We start from the raw sequence: 19,387 nt of genomic DNA, 5'->3' as shown, positions 1-19,387 counted from the left end.
TTTCACACATTTCCATTTTCATCATATGATTTATTATGAGATGTGATGGAGGAGTGTTTATGGAGAATGAAAAGCAATCGAATTCCTCTGATTTTATTGAAATAGATGATTGGCTCAATGTTTTAATGGATGATCCATTTGCCTGGTATGATGAACACCTCCCAATTGATCTTTATGAAACAAGCCGTGATTATATTATCGAAATCGATGTCTCCACCTTATCGATCACTGATGTAAAGCTGACCTTCGCTGGACATGAGCTGACGTTGACTTACACAGTACAGCATCCAAATGGTGAAGGCGAACAGCCAATTGAAAAAAGCGTGATGCTCCCTTTTTATTTAAACGACAAAGACATTGAAACAGATTATGAAAACCGAATCATATCGATAAAAATTAAAAAATGTTCCGACCATCCAAACGGTGCATTTTCCTTTCAAATCCCGCACTTCAAACATTAAGAGCCCACCTTTATATAGGTGGGCTCTCTTCCCGTTCGTTTCAAGTCAATACCTTTTGCGAACCACCATGGCCAAATAGTAGAGTCGCTATATGATAAAGTATTCTTTTTCTACTAATTGGTTTGGGTCATTCTAGTAAATGGGCGGCTATCAATGAAAAAGGGCGTTTATAGAGAAAATAGACATACATTTTTGTTATTTTCTTCTATCCTCTCTTCATGTAATATAAAATAGAGAGATAAGGGGTATAAGGAGTGAGAACATGTTAAGCGGCTGGTTTTTGTGGTTCATTTTATTTTGGGGTACAGTGATGATCGGATTACTCGCAATCGGTGGCTTTTTTATGTTTCGTAAATTTTTAAAACGATTGCCAAAGGAAGATGGGAAATCAGAGCTTGATTGGCAGGATGAATATATTCAAAAGAGCCTTCACCTATGGCGGGATGAGGACAAACAGCTGTTAAATGAACTCGTATTACCTGTGCCAGAGCTGTTTAGAGATGTTGCCAAAGAAAAAATAGCGGGTAAAATTGGTGAGCTGGCATTAAAAGAACAGGCTGCCAGCATTAATTTAGACTTAATCATTCGCGGCTACATTATGGCCACACCAAAGCGGGATCATAAGTTTTTACTGAAGCGCCTTCAAGAAAAAAACATTGATCACTCGCCATATGAATCGTTATTAAAATAACCTCCTTTAAAAAGGAGGTTTAATTCATTTGAATCTGCTGCGGATCTAATTGTTTAGACAGCTTTCTAAACGATAAATACATGGCAACCCGCCAAGGCACGATCATGCCAAAGGCAAGAATCCAAAACATCCCGCTTAATGAACCATAATCAATAGAAGAACTTAGGATGGTCTTCATCCCGATACGAAGGACAAGAAGTCCAATGAGAATGAACACAAATGCTTTTGACCGTTTTAAGTAGATGTCATTGCCTCTAATTTCAAACTTCGATGTTTTGATTAAAAATATGGAGAAAAACATCCCCACTGTGATCGCTTCTAGAAATTCAGCTCCAGTTACCCGAAACATAGGAACAAAAAACATCAGTGCGCCAGTGCTCATGAAAATAGGAGGTAAAATAATTTTTTTCGCAGTTGCAGGTTTTGCAGATGACTTAATGCGAATAAACATGACGGCCACCGCCATACATACCGCAATTATAGAAGAGATCAAGATCATCATATCAAATCATTCCTTTATTCTTTAAGGTCAGCCTATGTATAATATACTCCAATTGACGAAAAAAAACCATTCGCCGCGACTGTGGAAAACGATTTCAAAAGCCTGTAAAGCCGCCAAACAATGATGAGAACATGATGATAATCCATGTCAGAAGATCAAAGAACAGCAAAATCCCTACCACAATCATAATGATCCCGCCAATTCGCATGATAAGCTGCTGACGCTTTCTGATCCACCCCATTTTCGTAATGAAAAAGGAGAGAATAAAAAACGGGACGGCAAATCCAAATATATACGCAATCATATACATGACCGCCGACTCAGGATTGTTACTCGCCAGTGTGATGACAGCGGATAAAATAGGTCCTGTACAAGGTGTCCATCCAGCGGCAAAGCCCATTCCGATGAGAATGGATCCAAAAAAACCAGCAGGACGATTTTTGAACTGGATTCTCTTTTCGCCCATGAGGAAAGAGGGCTTAAATACGCCAAGAGTCATAAAACCAAAGAAAATAATGAGGATGGCTCCAATTTGACGAATCGCTTGATGATAATCATTAAAAAACTTCCCGACAAACGATGTCCCAAAGCCAATCGCAATAAATATAATAGAGAACCCAACTAAAAAAAATAAAGTATGAAGCAGACTTCTTCTTCTCAGCATCACCTTCTCGGATTTCACTTCATCTATACTAACGCCCGTAATATACGATAAAAATGCTGGATAAAGCGGCAGACAGCACGGTGAAATAAAAGAAAGAAATCCTGCTCCAAATGCTAAAAAGTAATTCAAATCTGTCAAAAGAACACCCCCTTCTTACAATATACAATAAGAGATGACAAAATCATTTCATTTTTTTTACATCACCTCAATAAAGATGGTCTATTCTCTTAAAACCTTATATAATTTAATTTGACATCAAGATAATGAATCCTTTAAATTTGAAAATAAACCTTAAAATGGATATAATAGAATCGATTCTTTTTATCAAGATTTGCATGAAAGGAACATGACTTTGGTAAAAACATCATTATTAACTCAAATCGAAGAAAAAAGAGAAGAGCTGATGAAAGTTGTCTTGCATAATGGGATGACATCAACAGTGACCATCGAACATAGCCAGCAGCTAGATCATCTCCTCTTACAATATCAACGACACTTACACTCAAACTCAGCCAACTAATCATACTTCATGATATCAAACATGCCGTACCATTTTTAGAACAGTTGATATGTGTGACCATAAACGAAACAAAAACCTCTGACATAGGGGTTTTTTGTTTTTCACATGCTCTTGACGCCATAATAAAAACCACCTTCCCTGCTTCATTCATGCAAGTACAGTGGTTTTAAGCGTCTGATGAAGGTGAATTGAATAAAGAAAGGACAACGCTTGTCCATTCTTTAAAACCATGTTCCATCTATGATCATAATATCGTACGTATTATTTCGCTTGGTTGTTCATGGCTTTCATCATTTGATTGATTTTCTTCTGGGACGGTTTCATGCCCATTTGCATCATCATCATTCGAAGCATTTGTTCATTAATCGGTGGATTCTTTTTCAAATAGCTCATCATATACTTACGAGCAATAAAGAATCCGAGTGCAACTCCTGCAAGCAGTGCAACAACGCCTACAAGGATGACAACCCATAAATCCATAATTCTTCCTCCTTCATGTTGTCTCGTATAAAGTGTACTAAACAAAAGGCTATTATACAACATTTCACGTTCAATTTTATTTTTTTAAACAAAATTCCTCACTTTTACTGGATTGAGCCATCCGTGTTTCTTTGAACTAAAGTCCATCGCAAGAAAACAAGGGCTGATTTTTCTCAGCACTTCAAAAAACACCGCTTCTGCCTCATAACTGCCAGTGGCAGACATTTGAATATACCGGTCTTTAATAATAAATGCTGCAGTTCCTTTTCCATCTGGTAAAGAAGCGCTGTAAATCGAGCCTATTTGTGTATAGTGAATGTTCGTTAAGTTATTCATTAGACGCTGGTGCATATGAAAAGCAGGGATACGTTTCGTCACATAATCCACTTGCTTCACAAGCATAACCAACTCATCGTCAGTGCGGTTCGTCCAATGTAACGACTCAAACAAATGAAACAAAATCGATTCTCTGCCAAAATAGTGATGCGCAAATTCATCCTCAATCCAATAAATATAATAATGACGTTCCATGTCTATCCCTTCCTTTCACATTTCGTCAATCTCGTTTATTGCTTGTATTATACAAAAATGTGAAAGAAAGAATTGTCTATATATGAAGCAAGAAGAAACTAGTTTTGTCAAAAAAACAAGAAAAAAGAAAAAAGTTTGCAGAGCGGATGAAAATGCTCTGCAAACAGATAGCAAAAAAGCATGATGCTTGGAGTTCGTTTATTTATTCAGCTTCGCTTTCACACGGCTGACTACATTGCTGACAGTAAAGCCGTATTTCTCGATAATGGTTTCACCTGGAGCAGAAGCACCAAATTTATCAATTGCAATTATGTCACCATCAAGGCCAGTGTAACGCTCCCAGCCAAGTGAAGCACCCATTTCAATCGCAATACGTGCACGCACTGCTTTAGGAAGAACGGATTCTTTGTATTCGTCTGACTGCTGATCGAAGCGATCCCATGCAGGAAGGCTGACAACAGATGCGCGGATACCTTCTTTTTCAAGTGCCTTTTGTGCTTCAATGGCTAAACCAACCTCAGATCCTGAAGCGAGTAGAAGTGCTTCTGGCTGTGCATCAGCTGCTTCAACTACAACGTATCCACCTTTTTCTACTCCCTCATATGCCTTCTCTGGTGCCTGGTCAATCGTTGGAAGGTTTTGACGAGTAAGAACTAGTGCTGTCGGTTTATCCGTTGAAGATACAGCTAGTTTCCACGCTGCAGCTGTTTCATTTCCATCTGCTGGGCGGATAACGGAAAGGTTAGGCATCGCACGCAGTGAAGCAAGCTGTTCAACCGGTTCATGCGTCGGGCCATCTTCACCAACAGCGATACTATCATGAGTAAAGACGTAAGTGACTGGAAGTCCCATTAAGGCAGCAAGACGAATCGCTGGTCTTAAGTAATCTGAGAAAACAAAGAACGTTCCGCCGAATACACGAAGACCGCCGTGAAGTGCCATACCATTGAGCGCTGCACCCATTGCAAACTCTCTGACACCGAACCAAATGTTTTTGCCGGCATAATTATTTTTACCGAAATCATCTGTGTTTTTAATCGTTGTTTTATTTGATCCAGCAAGGTCAGCAGACCCGCCAATAAAGAAAGGTACTTGCTTTGCAATGCCATTTAACACTTCACCTGAAGATGCGCGGGAGGCAAGGCTTGAACCTGCTTCATAAACAGGAACCTCTTGATCCCAATTTTCAGGAAGCTTTCCTTCAATCGCAAGCTTCAGCTGTGCTGCCAGCTCTGGATATTCTTTTTCGTATTGCGCAAACAATTCATTCCACGCTGCTTCTTTTTTCTGTCCAGCGTCTTTGACAGCTTCTTTGAAATGATCGTACACTTCAGAAGGTACATGGAAATCTTCTTCAAACGTCCAAGAGTAAGCTTCCTTCGTCAGCTTTGCTTCCTCACTGCCAAGCGGTGCACCATGCACACCAGACGTTCCCGCACGGTTTGGCGATCCGAAACCGATCGTTGTTTTCACTTCGATTAATGTAGGTCTGTCTGTGCTTTGCTTCGCCTTTTCAATAGCAGCTGTTACTTCTTCGATGTTGTTGCCGTCTTTCACGTAAAGAACTTCCCAGTTCATCGCTTCAAAACGATTCTTCACATTTTCAGAGAATGAACGATCTAAGTCGCCATCTAAAGAAATGTCATTTGAATCGTAAAGAACGATTAAACGGCCTAAGCCTAAATGACCAGCAAGTGAAGCTGCTTCAGAGGAAATTCCCTCCATTAAGTCTCCATCTCCGCAAATGCTGTATGTATAGTGGTCTACAACATGAAAGTTGTCTTTGTTATACGTTTCCGCAAGATGTCTTTCTGCAAGTGCCATTCCTACTGCCATAGCAATTCCCTGGCCTAGTGGACCCGTTGTCGCGTCTACGCCTTCTGTGTGTCCAAATTCAGGATGTCCAGGTGTTTTGCTTCCCCATTGGCGGAATTGTTTTAAATCATCAATGCTCAGATTGTATCCGCTTAAATGAAGCATGCTGTATAGAAGCATAGAACCATGGCCCGCAGATAAAACAAAGCGGTCTCTGTTAAACCAATTTGGATTTTGCGGACTTACGTTTAAGTGATTCGTCCATAAAGCGTACGCCATTGGTGCAGCACCCATCGGCATTCCTGGGTGACCGGAATTCGCTTTTTCAATTGCGTCTATGGAGAGAGTACGTATTGTTGCAATAGATTTCAATTCAATCGTTTCCATATAAATCCCCTTCCGTATCTTGTGTACACCATTATCATAAATCTACTGTCCTTTTTTCACAACTATTTCACGCTGAAAAAGAAGGATTTTGTCACATTTAGTTTATCGATCACCTAAAAAGTTATGCAAATATGAAAAAAGACGAGAATATTCTTCCCATCTTTTCAAAATTCAAGAAATCACAGCCTTAATGAAGGTTCTGATCTTTTTCTCTTTTTAATTTTTCTGGTGTAACATCGTTTCCTTCAGGGTCAACGATTTTAACAGTTTTAAGTGTATTTTTCATAGAAGAACGAAAAGCTTTCAAATACTCTTCTCTCAACTGCTTTTGTTCTGTTTTTTCAGCGTCTGATAAACCGGTCTCTTTCGATTTTTTTGAAAGCTCATTTATTCTTGCAAGCTGTTCTTTAGAAATCATGACAAACTCCTTTAAAGCATTTTCTCTACATACTACTAAATATCAATCATTTTGACAACAAATTACGCTTTAGGTGGTAAAGCCTTTTTCATATTCTTGATACCTTCTATGCACCGTTGCTTTTGAAATGTCAAAACCTAATGCCTGAAGAGTTGCGGCAATTTCGGCGAACGTCATGTTATTTTTTCTTAATCGAACAATTTCTGAAATCGGCACTTCAATACGCTCACGGCCAGGTGCATGGTTCTGCTGCCTTAAATTCAGTTCAGGCTGATATCCGCGCTCAACAGCCCTTTTCATCCCCCGCTTGATTTTCAGGTTATGAATTTTCCGTTGGTACTCTTCGACGACTCCTACAATCTCGATGACCATTTCATCTGCTTCTGAAAGCTCAAGCTCTCCTCTATGAAACACGCTGTATACCTTTACGTTCTCTTTAAATAGACAATGAAGAAGCGCAATTTTTGCTTGTCCTCTTCCAAGACGTGTTTCATCTTGGATAAGAACGGCATCGATCGACTCTTCCTTCAGTGCAGCAAGCATTTCAAACACGCCATCACGATCTAGCTCATATCCACTTGCTTTTTCTTTGATGACTTTGACCACATTCATCTTGTGCATGGCAGCTAAAGCCAGCAGTTCTTCTTCTTGTCTTTTCAGCGAGGTTTCCTGCTCTTCTTTCACAGTGCTTACTCTCGCATAAATGATTGCGTTCATGTCTTCAATCGACCTTTCTACTGTACTGTTGCAAGCTGATATACGACTGGATGCTCTTTTTTCACGGGTATGACAAGAATGTCTCCAGGCTTGATTTCTGTTGAAGCAAGATCATTGTGTTCTGTTACCCAGTCAATAAATGCATTTTTGTCGATTGATTTGCTGTCATTTACTTGATCAGCTAACCCCCACAGAGTATCTCCTGATTGAACCTCTATTTTAACATATTGATTTGAATCATTATGGCTTGTGACTGCAATAAGTGAGAGAAATATGCCAACGATGAATGAGAATACCCCAATAAAAATAATAGATTCTTTTAACCTCATAATGTCATCTCTCCTAATAGAATATGTGTTCGCTCTTTCTGTCTCTCATTATAAATACGAACAAACGTTTCTGTCAAACGTTTTTTTCGAACCTATGTTTGTACTGTTAGGAAAAACATGCTATAATTTCTTTAAAATTGACGTTTTGAGGTGCAAAAGATGACGAAGCTATCAAAAAGACAACTCGATATCCTGAAATTCATCAAAGATGAAGTAAAAAGCAAGGGTTATCCCCCATCCGTCCGTGAAATTGGAGAAGCTGTCGGTCTAGCATCCAGTTCAACGGTCCATGGACATTTAGCTAGACTAGAAACAAAGGGCTTAATTAGAAGAGACCCGACAAAACCTAGAGCGATCGAAGTACTAGATGAAGAGGAAATGAATATTCCAAAGAGTGCTGTAATGAACGTTCCAGTCATCGGAAAAGTAACGGCAGGCCTTCCTATCACAGCTGTTGAGAATGTAGAAGAATACTTCCCTCTTCCAGAGACATTTGCTGCACCAGACGAACAAGTGTTTATGCTTGAAATTATGGGAGAAAGTATGATTGATGCAGGTATTTTGGACAAGGACTATGTCATTGTGCGTCAGCAAAGCACTGCTAACAATGGAGATATTGTGGTCGCCATGACAGAGGAAGATGAAGCGACAGTGAAACGTTTTTATAAAGAAGATACACACTTTAGATTACAGCCAGAAAATCCATCAATGGAACCGATTATTTTACAGAATGTGAGTATACTAGGTAAAGTGATTGGCGTTTTTCGAAATATTCATTAAAAAAAGCCGGTATTCATCAGCTGCTGATGAGAACCGGCTTTTTCTTATGCACAAGAATAGGCAAGAATACTTGAGCTTGGGAAGGAACCAAATGTAAAGTTCGGCCATATAAAGCCAGTTGTTCGGCCAAAAGGCTGTGAGGAAAGAACGAACATTAAAAATACTTGGCCGTTTCTCAAAAGCACAATCGTCCATCTTCTATTACATCCCGCTGCAAATTGTACAGCTTGATGGCCTCCCCCTGCACCATGCCCAAATAGAAATGACTGCATACTTTGAGGCTGAGAGAGTGCTTGCTGATACTGGGAAATGATATGCTGCGGCGGTGCTGGCGGTGCTGAGTGTCCGCCTGAACCTTGCCCTGGTAAAGTACCTCCTCCAATCGGAAACCCAGGAAAACCTCCAATTTGAGGAATAGAAATCGATGGCAATCCCTGCATCTGCCTATCATATGAGTAACCATTCCCCATACCTTCATACGGATGATACATATTAAACACCACTTTCTTTAGACATTCATCACGACAGTATATGTCTTAAATAAAAAAGAGTGTTAAACGTCTAAATAGAAATTTTTCCAAAAGACGTTTCGTTCTTCTTTAGAACGGTTAAATAATGATTAAGAAGAAAAATAAAAAAAATGAAAACTTTTTGTCTCCCTCAAACGTTATATAATTAGAAACAAAAGAAATAAAAAAACATTTAGATTTAATACTTGTAATATCGATGTAATTATTGTAACATTTGTAACATAAGAAGTTTTCATTGAGAAAAGGAGGCAATCGCCTTGAAAAAATTATTTGTTTTATTAACTGCTATTATGCTTATGATCTCATTACAAACAACAACATTGGCCGCTTCCAAGAAATCAGCCGCTTTGACAAATAAAGAAGCGTTACATATTGCCCTTGATGCAAGAGAACATTTTTGGAGTGCAATGTCAGGCTACAAAATTAAAGACCATTCTAATGTCAAATTAAAATCATTTACCTATAAAGATATGACGTACAACTATCTTTCTAAAACATTTGATACAAAGAAAAAATTAAACAGCTACCTATCTCAAGTTTTCACTCCAGATGCCATCAAACATGGTTTAAAAGATTATCAGTTCATTGTTCATAAAGGCAAAATGGCTGTTCCAGTCGGTGATGGAGACAACATGCTCAATTGGGAAAAAGCCACACCTAAACTTGTTTCTAAAAAACAAACGGTCCGCACATATGAATTTACTGTCCCAACACTTGATGGACGCAAAGTAAAACGAACTGTTACGTACGAAAAAGTACAAAAAAATTGGAAAGTCACACAAATTGACGCTGTCATCTAAATAAAAAACCAGGCCTTTCATCGGCCTGGTTTTTATATTGAAGAAAATTCAGTCATTCGGTCCAGCGCGTGAGCAAGTGATGATGCCGTGCGAAATTCATTAAAAGGAAGCCCAAGCTGCACTGCTGTTTGGGCAATTTCTGGTCTAATCCCTGAAATGGTCGTCTCTACTCCAATTAACCGAAGTGACGTGACAAGATCAAAGATTTGATGAGCAACCATTGTATCAATCATGACCACACCCGATAGATCAATACATAAATGCTGAACACCTTTTTGCGAGCACTGATTTAGCGTATTTTCTAAAATAATCTTTGCTCTCGCTGTGTCAATGTCACCTACTAAAGGCAATAACGCAATCTGGCTTTTTAAGACAATTACCGGTGAGCTCAATTCGTAAATCATATCTCTTTGAGCCACGAGTTTTTCGGTTGTATTTTTCACATATTGCTGGATAAACACATGGATTGAAATATTAAACGCTTCGGAAATTAAATCATACCAATAAAAGATGCGGTCAATATCAATTTCATCTTGACGCTGTTTGATAAATTCTTTTAAGTAATGCAGAACCACTCTTTGATTGGACATGTATTCTCTCACGACATAATCTAATGGTGTATTTAAATGCTTTGGGTCACTGGCTAAATCCTCAGACCATTTTTTAAATTCAGTATGTAAATACGTCTTATCTTCAATAATAGCTCGTATAAAATGCTGGTAATAATCTTGATTCTGCCGTTTTAGCTCTGCTATGATGCTGGAATCTGTTGAACGATATATGGATTCTGGATCATCGTCCTCAATTGATTCATACCATGTTTCAGTCAGCTTCTCTGCATGCTGCATAAAAAAATCGTATAATGCACGGTTCTTATCCATAAGCAAATGTCCCTTCACATTTTCTTCTTGTCAGTCTTTGTACCTTATAGATTGATTGTACCACTGAATCTTTTGACCCTGCTAGCTCGAATAGGCTCTGATGATAAACAAAAGAGCCCCCACTCAAGGGAGACTCTTTCCGATTTATTTCACAATGAATAATATTCTTTTCCCATCAGGAAATCCGCTGATTTGATGCCCGACCCATGAGCCTGCTCCCCTATTATCAGATGGACTGACATATTGAACGCTTGCGCCTTTTCCTCCCTCAAGACAAACCGCCATTGGCCATTCATCCCGGTCAAAGCCCGGTTTTGTCGGAATTCCTTTTAATGATTCTTGCCTGCGGGCATCTGCTCCATTTCGGTCAATGGTACACACATCTGAATGCCCTTTTCGAATGGCTTCTTGAATATGACTGCCTGTTTCAGGGTACCTTTCCTTTGGAAATTGAACGACATGATCATATCGATCAGCCCCTTTTGCTGCCTGCTTCTCTCCAAATCCACCAAACAACGTGCCCATCCATATCACAAAACATAAGGCGACAGCAGCGACCCAGCCTCTTTTCATCTTCAAAAGCGCGTGACCTCCTCACCATCTTCAGCATCATCTTGACTTAAAGGAAATGTGTCATTTTAATGTATGAGTGGTGCGCAGATGACATGAGAAAAAATGATGAGGCTCTCAATCTCAAATCTCTCAGGTTAGAAATATGAATCCTATCAAATCGATTCATACAAAAAAGCTTGTCCCCTATGAAGGAAACAAGCTCTATTTTTTATTGCGCTTTCGCATAGTTTATAAACTCAACAAAGGCAGCTGTCGCTTTCGGCCCGCCATTTATCGTTCCGTTTGAATACCCAGCGTTATGAACTCCAACGATTTGCTGGTTCTGATCCAGCATGGCAGAACCTGAATTTCCGCTGAATGTATCAATCGTATAGTATGCTAGATTCGTATCTTCTCTCGTCACAGGACCCGACATCTCCCATTGTGACACCTTGCCAGTCGATCTCATTTTATCACCAGGATATCCTGAGATTTTAATGGTTGTCCCAGTCAAGTTTGTCACCTGGCGGATGGATCGGTAGCCGACCGTATTGCCAATGTTCGTATCGGTTTTAATCACGGCAAAGTCATATTGGCTTGCACCAGTATTAATATACCCGCTTGGCACATAGAACTCAGTCATTTTTGCTGAACCGTTCACCGCAGTACTATCATTCATACCAGGATATACAGTCCCTTTCTCACTATAGCTTCTCGATGCCGTATTGTACACACAGTGTCCGTTTGTCAAAATTTTGTTAGGAGCAATGAGTGTTCCCGTACAGCTTGAGCCGCCAAATGTAATATAAGCAATCGAATTGTATGGTGCCACTCTTGTATTTGCTACTTTGGTTCTACCATCGTCTCCAATGACGACTTTCGTTTGAAAATCTTTTAAATATTTTGATAGTGGTTTTACTTTTTCGCCAACAGTAGAAGAAAGATCATCCACTTTGTCAAAGGATGAGGGGGCTTTCGTATCATTGTGGAAATCACTTGAAGAAATCACTTTACCATCAGAAGTCACCATGTCATAATCAGACGTTAGTACTGAATCCGATGCGGCATGGGCAAAACTAGGCACACTTAAAGCACCAAAAACGAGAAGAGAAGGGAGTAACATTTTCACCTTTTTCATCATATTCCTCCTTTATGTCCTATATCAAAAATCATACGATTGTTTCATATTGGAGTAAATGAGAGAATATTCTTATTTTTTACAAAATATTTCATTTCCAAATTAGGTGTTTTGTATCTTCCCAACCTTCATTCTATCGATCTCTTTCTATGAGAATAGAAAAAACCGCCTAATAGGCGGTCTTTCCTCTTTGTCAGCTCCACACATCTTTTACATATCTATTGTCATTTGCGAGGGTTGTCAGCCAATTTTCAGCTGTTTCTCTCGAGCATTGTTTCTCGTTTTGATAAAGATCGATCAGTGTAGCCTCTACATCTGGGGCCATGGCTTTTCCGTCTCCGCACACATACAGATAAGCACCTTGATCAAGCAATTCGATCAGCATGCCGCCGTCTTCTTTCAACAAATGCTGAACATATACTTTTTGCTCATCGTAACGAGAATAAGCACGATGGATATGGACAATGCCGTTTTGCGCTGCAAGCTTCATTTCATCAAAATACAGATCATCTTCCTGAGGGTGACGGCAGCCAAAATATAGGTGGGCTTCGCCTAGCTGCTTCCCTTCTTTCTGCCACACTTCTCTTGCCTGAACAAATCCTCTAAATGGAGCGATTCCTGTACCTGGTCCAATCATAATCATCGGTATGTCTGATGAAGGGGGCAGCTGGAATCCATCTTGTGCTTCATGCAGGAAGCACGCTACTTCTTCTCCTTCTTTCAGACCACATAAATAGGTTGATGCGACTCCGGCATATTCTCCGCTGCCGCTCCATGCTTTACCTTTGACAACTGCCACTGTGATACTGACTTTTTCTTCATCTACCTTTGGCGAGCTAGAGATCGAATAATAACGCGGCTTCAAAGCTGGTAAAAGCGCCAAAAAGTGTACAAATGGCAGCTCGCATGCTTCATATTGATCTAATAAATCCAGCATGGTTACTCGTTTCTTTAAGATGGCTTCTTGATATGCTTCACCAGCCATTTGTTCAAGTTCCACGCGGTGAGGCGGACATACCGTATGTGCTGCAAGCTCTCTTAGCTGTGTACGTGTCGCAGGTTCTTGAAGCTCAACATGCGAGGCGAGTAATTCTTTGATTGGAATCGGCTGATCTAATGGTAAATGACTTGCCTCTTTATCAGATGAAAGCTTAATGTGCTGCTCTGGATCTAGTTTAAAGCGGCGGGTCACACGCTCAACGAGTGCATCACTATTTTTCGGCACAATCCCGATATGATCCCCTTCTTTGTATGCTTTGCCAGCAGGCAATTTCAGTTCAATATGTCTTGTCTGCCGCGTGCTTGTTTCTGATTGTAATTCTTCATTTTTCAATACAACAGCTGAAAAGGCATCATATATTTTAGCTACAGGACGCTCCACTAGATCATTCGTATAAGAAACTGATAGGTTTGGTTTTTCCTTCCCCTTTTCTTGGAAGGTGAGCTTAAATTCTTTTGCAAGCTGTTCGAAGACTGTTTTCTGGAAGATTTCTTTATCCTCATCCATATCACCGCCTGCATCCCCTTCTCCTAAATCAGCTACACGTTTGGCTCCTTTTCTTTCTAGAGCTTCATCAATTAGACGGGGGATCCGCTGGTACGTACTCGCCCAATTTCGATCTCCGCATCCAAAGACAGCAAATGTCACGTTTGATAAATCCTGCTCTTCATCCTGCGCCAGCCAATCCACAAATTGCTTCGCATTGTCAGGCGGATGTCCGTTGTATGAAGCGGTCACGATGAAGACAGCACCTGTGTCTGGCAATTGGCGTGTAAAGTCATCAAGCGGCGCAGTGGTTACATCAAATCCTTTTGCTTTCCCGTCTTCAGCCAGTTCGTTCGCTATTTGCTTTGCCGTACCAAGATTTGATCCGTATAAAACTAGCAGCGGTGTACCGTGACTCGCCACTTTTGACTCACTAGATTTGGTGCTTTTCTTCGATTCTTCTTTCGGCGGTGCCATAAAGAATTGCTGCTTTCTTGGCCGCACTTTGATTTTAAAATCGTTAGGTTTAATTGTGAGAGATTCTTTTAAATCAAGCTCATAAGATGTGTGATCAATTAACTCTAAATTGTGCAGAACCATCGCGAGAACCATCGTAGCTTCATGCAGGGCGAACTGCATACCGATACATGCACGCTGTCCATTCCCAAAAGGCTTGTAGGCATGTTGCGGGATTTTCTCAGGATGTGTAAACCGCTCTGGTTTAAATTCTTCAGCATCCTCGCCCCATACCGCTGGATCACGGTGTAATTTAGGGAGCAGAACAGAGACACTTTGATTTTTTTGAATCGGATATTTTCCCCCGATTACTGTGTCCTCTTTCGCATAAAGAGAGAACGTAGGCGCAGTTGGCCAGAGGCGGAGAGCTTCATTTAACACCATACGAGTGTAGCTTAGCTTTTGCACCTGTTTAAATGCCGGAAGCTCGCCCTGCAGCACCTCATCTGCTTCCTGAACGGCTTTCTTTAATTTCTCTGGATTCTTCAGTAAGAAATAAATCGCAAATGATAGCAGCCCGCTTGTTGTTTCGTGGCCTGCAATTAAGAAGGTGATGATTTGATAACGGATATTTTCATCGGATAAACGTTCACCTGTTTCAGGGTCCTCTGCATGCAGCATAAGAGACAGTAAATCATCGCCCGCTTTATCTTGTTTTCTTCGTTCCTGAATAATGTCATCTACTAATTGCTTCATAAAATCGACATGCTGGTCAAATTCTTTTCTTCTTTTGATCATAAGTTTATCTGCAATTGGCAATCGACTCGACTGCTCCATTGCTTCATTTAAGCCTTTCAGCATGCTGTCGATGAACGGATGTTGATTTTCTTTATAAAAGCTGTTAAAGCGAAAATCAAAACCGCAAAGGCCGATCGTATCTAAAGTCAGCTTTGTCATATCCTCAGCTACTTCAATTTCTTCATCGCGGCCTGTTCTTTGCCATTTTTGAACAAGCTGTGTGGCAATATCGAGCATCATCTCATGATAGCCCTTCATGGCCTGCTGGCTGAATGCAGGCATCAAAATTTGATGAGCCTTTCTCCAGTTCGGTTCTTCTGTCCAGCTTGTAAATAGTCCGTCCCCTGCAAATGCTCTTACTTTACTCAGACTAGTTCCAATAAATTTATCAAAACGACTTTCGTCGCAAACTTCTTTGACAAGTTCATGGCTGGAAACAAAAATACTTGTTGCATTTGAAAATTCAAACTGAAAGATCGGTCCTAATTCATCTGCCAGCCGCCAAAAGGTTTGAGCAAGCTCTCCCTTTTTTATATGGGGAATATTTTTTAAAGGTCCGTATGTTTTTGGTTTTGGAATGATTGATGTTTGCTTCATATGCCCACTCCCTTTATTTCTTTAAGATGCAATGCTAATGGCGCGCCATAAACATTGCTCAATATCCTCTAAAAATTCAATCGTTGGCTCTATTTCTTCTGCAAGAATTTGTTTATGCAGCTGCACGAAGGCACCAAATACAATGGATAAAATGGTTCTGCCTGAGAGGTTTGGATGAATGCCATCCTTTTTCCCTTCTTCAAAGATAAGGAAAAGCTCATGTAACAGTTGCTGCATTTTCTCTTTGCTCGTCTCGTCTAAGTAATGAGATCGTTTATCAATCTCTAAGAAATACAGCCCGCTTGGATTCTCCTTTGTAAATAAAACTAAGCAATAAAATACATGCTTAAAGTACGCCCGAATACTTAACTTTGGATCTGGACTGTTTGTGTTCATTTTTTCGATAAATGCTGAGAGGCTGCGCTGGTACAAAATATTGACGAGCGCCTCCTTGCTGTCAAAATAACGGTAAATGGTGCCCGCTCCGACGTTTGCTCTTTTTGAAATCATCGGCATTGTGGTGCCATCAAAGCCTCGTTCAATAAATAGTTCCAGCGAAGCTTTCATGATCTGTTCTTGTTTATCAGTCACTGCTGGCATTTCATCCCCTCCTTTTAAAACGTAGGAATGAACGTTCATTCCGATTGATATATTATATTAATATTTTAATTTCATCTATTTATACTTAAACATACTTATTTTACTCCGTCACTACATTTTCTGAAAATAATAATAATTGAGAAATGATACCTAGTCATATGACATCCAAAGGACTTATAAAGATTGTCAAATGTGTGTCATGCAGGTGTCATCAGCACTACACATTCATTCCTGATCGATTGGGGAATGAATATGGTCGTCATATGTATCAATATATAAGCTTCCATTACTTGAACGGACAGCATAAACAATGTCCTTTAAGGACAGCTGCCTTTTTTTCAGCTCTTCTTCTATCCATTGCTCTGTTAATTGATTTTCTTGTATGTTTTTTTGGATGAGTTTCCCGTCCATGATGACTTCAATCGGCATGTAACGCTCTGCCTCCATGAATAAATGAAGGTCCTTCCGCGTGACTTTTTCAAACGAAGGGTATTTTTTCACTGACATATGCCCATCTGTTTCAATCATTGCAAATTCAACTTCGCTAATATCAAAGATGTCTTTTTCTCTCAGCTGCTGATTTAAATAATCAAGGGTATATCTCATCCCTTTCATATTTCCTTCAAGAATTTTTCCATTTTGTATGACAAGTGTTGGTTTACCCGCCATCAACCCTCTCATCTTCCGGCTTCTTAATGCAAGCAGGGAAATCACATAAATAATCATGACAAGTGACACAAAGGAAATCGTTGTGTGCTGAAGCGGGAGCGTTGTATTAAACGCCAGGTTCGCTGCAATTGAACCTAAGCTGATGGCTGCTATAAAATCAAAAATATTCATTTGCGCAATGGTTTGTTTCCCTAAAAGACGTGCTCCTCCAAATAAAATCGCAAAAGCAAACATCGTCCGAAGAATGACTTCAATATGGCCAGGCATGCAAGTGTCCACCTTTCAATTGCATCAAAAAAAGCCTTTTCCTTAGAAAAGACTCTTTGTTAGACTATGCATTTATTTCATCATTATTCAATTGGACAGTACCGCTTTGTTCAAATTGTGATCGCAGTTCAATAATTGAGCTATTCCTCACATGATCTGCTTCTTGCTCAAGAAGCCATGTATAAAATCTTGCTTGCTCCGCTGTCTGCAAAGCCTGCATATATTTTTGCGAGGTACGCTTCTCTGCAACGCGCTGCTTCATCCCGCGCATCTGCTTCCAGAATTGATAATAAGGGAGCTTAAGTTTGGTCATAAAGCCTTGATCATCCTCAATGACATACCCCTCTTCTTTAATTGTATTATCATGAGAGACAGCCTGATACCATTTATAAAAAGACGTCCAATCATGGAAAACAGCCACTTCCTGCTTGCAGGATATTCCAAGCTGTTCACTTAATCTTTTCACTTCAGCGAATGGTGCTTTTTCATAGCTTAACTGCCGCTTCACAATATCAAGTAAAATGAGTTGATCTTGTTCATATGTGATAATATGCGGATCTTTTTTTGGCAAAATGACTTCAAACACAAGAGATACATGGTGGTCACGCACATATGATTTAATGTAATCAGCCTGCACGTCACTGAAGGTCTTATTAAATAGCTCTTCGACCCATGAAGCATGCTGATTTTGTTTCACATGTGATGTATAGGATTTGGATGTAAACACCAATTCATCTTCCATTTCATTATACCCAACAGTTCCTAAGTATCCATTTGCTTTATCATATACGGTGACAGGGAATTGAAGATGGTTCACTAAATGCTGCATTCTTGTCTCCGGACGCTCATCAATGTTAAAAAATTTATTGTAGCTTCTAGACACAATCTGCTTAGAAGCCATATTAACAAACAAACCTCTTGCTTTCACATTCACATCATCCCACTGCCGTTCACTAAAAGCCTTTTTCGTAAAATTAAAAGATGAAATATGGTGCGGAAGCTTTAATTCCTGTACGTATTCATGCTGATCTAAATGAGCTAAAAAATCATCCAGTGAAATATCTGGCTGAACAGCAGCCGATTGTTTTTTCTCAGACGCTCTGTAGACTGGATTGTCAATTTCATGAGTCTCAATCCCGTCAGCTGTGATTTTCAACACCCGCAGCTGCCCCCCAAATTCAACCTGACCTTCTAGGTTATAAGACCTTTCCGCTGCGTGAATAGGCAGTCTGTATAAATTGCGATGCCCGTGAATTTGGATGATATCCAGCCCAGCCGTATTTTGAACAAATAAGTGATCAATATCATCTGAATATTCTCCTACGCCGTGAATGAGCTGCTGTGTTGAGACATGCAGAAGTTCTTCTGGCAAATGAGCAAGCCCGCCATGTGTAACAAGAAATGTCTGATCATGGTACGTAAAATAAGTAAGCTGATGAAAGGTTCTGACAAACTTTCGTACTTCCTTCAAATCAAAGTTTGCTGCTTCGATTTCAGGCACAGTATGACGATTAAACATATTGCTTCTAACTTTTTCACCATGTGCAAACCGGTATAAATGCTGATCATGATTGCCTTCAATGACGATGACATTCCGGCATTCCCTATGGGCGAGCATCCATTCTAATACTTCTTTGTTTTCTATTCCTCTATCAAGCAAGTCACCTGCAAAGATATAAAGCTCGTTTTCTTTGATGTCTCCTTGCAAATAGGTGGTAAGTGCGGTGTAACAACCGTGAATATCTCCGAAAACATGAATGGCCTCATATTGATCAAAGGATCGAGGCTGATAAGTCATCACTTGCGGATAATCCTCCGGCTGCAAAACAGTCACCCATGACGGGACCTTTTCTGTTTTTAACCGCTCGTTCATTTGATACAAAACAGATTCCCGCACCACTTTGTGAGGTTCACGTGAGCGATTTTGCAAAAGAGCTGTTTCAAGGGAGACCTGCGTGAAATCGACGACATACACCCTGTAACGATAAGATGTCGCTAAAGACTTATATTGAGAAATCGATTTACTTGAAATATGTGTCGCATCAATCACAGTAAAGTCTCCGCGCTCCATACGGGCTGTGAGTAGATCGAATAATAAAGACCAAACTTTGTGGTCATGCTTGCTTGAAATGTCTAGTTTCCCATTGACTGATAGCTGCGGCGGCTGAGTTAACAGCCGGATTTGATCCGCTGATAAAGTGTAAGGCTCTAAGCCTTGTTCTTTGATCCATGTTGATTTACCTACGCCTGGGAGACCTCGTAAAAGGACTAAAGTTCTCATATTGGTTCTCCTTTAATGAGTGATATTTTACCTATTA

21 protein-coding genes are annotated in these 19,387 nt (G+C 40.0%); 5 read left to right on the top strand and 16 right to left on the bottom strand.

The features are described 5' to 3' along the window. Nucleotides 1-59: 59 nt before the first annotated feature. Together MHH61_RS18015 and MHH61_RS18010 are read left to right on the top strand one after the other, a co-directional pair. Nucleotides 60-461, top strand: a complete 402-nt coding sequence (locus tag MHH61_RS18015) for an Hsp20/alpha crystallin family protein (RefSeq protein WP_024425138.1) — start codon at nucleotides 60-62, stop codon at nucleotides 459-461. Between the two features lie 262 nt (nucleotides 462-723). Further along, complete coding sequence (locus MHH61_RS18010) at nucleotides 724-1,152, top strand: DUF2621 domain-containing protein (RefSeq protein WP_024427086.1); 429 nt, start codon at nucleotides 724-726, stop codon at nucleotides 1,150-1,152. A gap of 19 nt (nucleotides 1,153-1,171) precedes the next feature. Here MHH61_RS18010 and MHH61_RS18005 read toward each other — a convergent pair whose 3' ends face one another. Further along, nucleotides 1,172-1,654 carry a CcdC family protein gene (locus MHH61_RS18005; RefSeq protein WP_024425136.1) on the bottom strand — a complete coding sequence of 161 codons (483 nt, stop codon included), beginning with the start codon at nucleotides 1,652-1,654 and terminating at the stop codon, nucleotides 1,172-1,174. Nucleotides 1,655-1,748: 94 nt separating this feature from the next. Beyond that, nucleotides 1,749-2,456, bottom strand: a complete 708-nt coding sequence (locus MHH61_RS18000) for a cytochrome c biogenesis CcdA family protein (protein WP_064498509.1) — start codon at nucleotides 2,454-2,456, stop codon at nucleotides 1,749-1,751. A 214-nt stretch (nucleotides 2,457-2,670) separates the two neighbouring features. Between MHH61_RS18000 and MHH61_RS17995 the strand changes: the two genes are divergently transcribed. Then, nucleotides 2,671-2,838, top strand: a complete 168-nt coding sequence (locus MHH61_RS17995) for an aspartyl-phosphate phosphatase Spo0E family protein (RefSeq protein ID WP_008343814.1) — start codon at nucleotides 2,671-2,673, stop codon at nucleotides 2,836-2,838. A 261-nt stretch (nucleotides 2,839-3,099) separates the two neighbouring features. Here the strand turns inward: MHH61_RS17995 and MHH61_RS17990 are convergent, their stop codons facing one another. From MHH61_RS17990 to yneA, 6 genes are all read right to left on the bottom strand, one after another. Continuing rightward, entirely contained in the window at nucleotides 3,100-3,318 is a 219-nt protein-coding gene (locus MHH61_RS17990; protein WP_003212379.1) for a YneF family protein, read from the bottom strand. Between the two features lie 84 nt (nucleotides 3,319-3,402). After that, nucleotides 3,403-3,849 (bottom strand): sporulation inhibitor of replication protein SirA, encoded by a 447-nt coding sequence (gene sirA / locus MHH61_RS17985; protein WP_024425134.1) that lies wholly within the window; start codon nucleotides 3,847-3,849, stop codon nucleotides 3,403-3,405. A 198-nt stretch (nucleotides 3,850-4,047) separates the two neighbouring features. After that, nucleotides 4,048-6,051 (bottom strand): transketolase, encoded by a 2,004-nt coding sequence (tkt, locus tag MHH61_RS17980; protein WP_125587374.1) that lies wholly within the window; start codon nucleotides 6,049-6,051, stop codon nucleotides 4,048-4,050. A gap of 187 nt (nucleotides 6,052-6,238) precedes the next feature. Further along, nucleotides 6,239-6,469 carry a DUF896 domain-containing protein gene (locus MHH61_RS17975; RefSeq protein WP_024425132.1) on the bottom strand — a complete coding sequence of 77 codons (231 nt, stop codon included), beginning with the start codon at nucleotides 6,467-6,469 and terminating at the stop codon, nucleotides 6,239-6,241. Nucleotides 6,470-6,538: 69 nt separating this feature from the next. After that, nucleotides 6,539-7,186: a recombinase family protein gene (locus MHH61_RS17970; RefSeq protein ID WP_025093247.1), complete on the bottom strand. Its 648-nt coding sequence runs from the start codon at nucleotides 7,184-7,186 to the stop codon at nucleotides 6,539-6,541. A 17-nt stretch (nucleotides 7,187-7,203) separates the two neighbouring features. Beyond that, nucleotides 7,204-7,515 carry a cell division suppressor protein YneA gene (gene yneA / locus MHH61_RS17965; protein ID WP_041117521.1) on the bottom strand — a complete coding sequence of 104 codons (312 nt, stop codon included), beginning with the start codon at nucleotides 7,513-7,515 and terminating at the stop codon, nucleotides 7,204-7,206. A 159-nt stretch (nucleotides 7,516-7,674) separates the two neighbouring features. On the opposite strand from yneA, the gene lexA reads away from it, so the two are divergent. Then, entirely contained in the window at nucleotides 7,675-8,295 is a 621-nt protein-coding gene (gene lexA, locus MHH61_RS17960) for a transcriptional repressor LexA (protein ID WP_024425129.1), read from the top strand. 44 nt (nucleotides 8,296-8,339) lie between these two features. Here lexA and MHH61_RS17955 read toward each other — a convergent pair whose 3' ends face one another. Continuing rightward, nucleotides 8,340-8,786 carry a hypothetical protein gene (locus MHH61_RS17955; RefSeq protein WP_125587373.1) on the bottom strand — a complete coding sequence of 149 codons (447 nt, stop codon included), beginning with the start codon at nucleotides 8,784-8,786 and terminating at the stop codon, nucleotides 8,340-8,342. Nucleotides 8,787-9,082: 296 nt separating this feature from the next. Between MHH61_RS17955 and MHH61_RS17950 the strand changes: the two genes are divergently transcribed. Then, nucleotides 9,083-9,625, top strand: coding sequence for an IseA DL-endopeptidase inhibitor family protein (locus MHH61_RS17950; protein ID WP_024425127.1), 543 nt, complete (start codon nucleotides 9,083-9,085; stop codon nucleotides 9,623-9,625). 32 nt (nucleotides 9,626-9,657) lie between these two features. On the opposite strand, the gene MHH61_RS17945 is transcribed toward MHH61_RS17950, so the two are convergent. The 7 genes from MHH61_RS17945 to MHH61_RS17915 all read right to left on the bottom strand — a co-directional run bounded on the left by MHH61_RS17945 (nucleotide 9,658) and on the right by MHH61_RS17915 (nucleotide 19,350). Next, nucleotides 9,658-10,506: an STAS domain-containing protein gene (locus MHH61_RS17945; RefSeq protein ID WP_024427077.1), complete on the bottom strand. Its 849-nt coding sequence runs from the start codon at nucleotides 10,504-10,506 to the stop codon at nucleotides 9,658-9,660. A 144-nt stretch (nucleotides 10,507-10,650) separates the two neighbouring features. Beyond that, on the bottom strand, nucleotides 10,651-11,031 hold the full coding sequence (locus tag MHH61_RS17940; RefSeq protein WP_051149980.1) for a NucA/NucB deoxyribonuclease domain-containing protein: 381 nt from the start codon (nucleotides 11,029-11,031) through the stop codon (nucleotides 10,651-10,653). A gap of 256 nt (nucleotides 11,032-11,287) precedes the next feature. Beyond that, on the bottom strand, nucleotides 11,288-12,196 hold the full coding sequence (locus MHH61_RS17935; protein WP_024425124.1) for a serine protease: 909 nt from the start codon (nucleotides 12,194-12,196) through the stop codon (nucleotides 11,288-11,290). 193 nt (nucleotides 12,197-12,389) lie between these two features. Then, nucleotides 12,390-15,533: a bifunctional cytochrome P450/NADPH--P450 reductase gene (locus MHH61_RS17930; RefSeq protein ID WP_125587372.1), complete on the bottom strand. Its 3,144-nt coding sequence runs from the start codon at nucleotides 15,531-15,533 to the stop codon at nucleotides 12,390-12,392. Nucleotides 15,534-15,554: 21 nt separating this feature from the next. Next, entirely contained in the window at nucleotides 15,555-16,133 is a 579-nt protein-coding gene (locus tag MHH61_RS17925; RefSeq protein ID WP_025093252.1) for a TetR/AcrR family transcriptional regulator, read from the bottom strand. Nucleotides 16,134-16,358: 225 nt separating this feature from the next. Next, entirely contained in the window at nucleotides 16,359-17,069 is a 711-nt protein-coding gene (locus MHH61_RS17920; RefSeq protein WP_025093253.1) for a DUF421 domain-containing protein, read from the bottom strand. 64 nt (nucleotides 17,070-17,133) lie between these two features. Next, entirely contained in the window at nucleotides 17,134-19,350 is a 2,217-nt protein-coding gene (locus tag MHH61_RS17915) for an RNA ligase (RefSeq protein ID WP_125587371.1), read from the bottom strand. Between the last annotated feature and the right edge of the window lie 37 nt (nucleotides 19,351-19,387).

Source organism: Bacillus sp. FSL K6-3154, from assembly GCF_040869395.1.
Classification (GTDB): Bacteria; Bacillota; Bacilli; order Bacillales; family Bacillaceae; genus Bacillus; species Bacillus safensis.
Note: the sequence above shows the minus strand (reverse complement) of the source record. Positions and strands in the feature narration are given on the sequence as shown.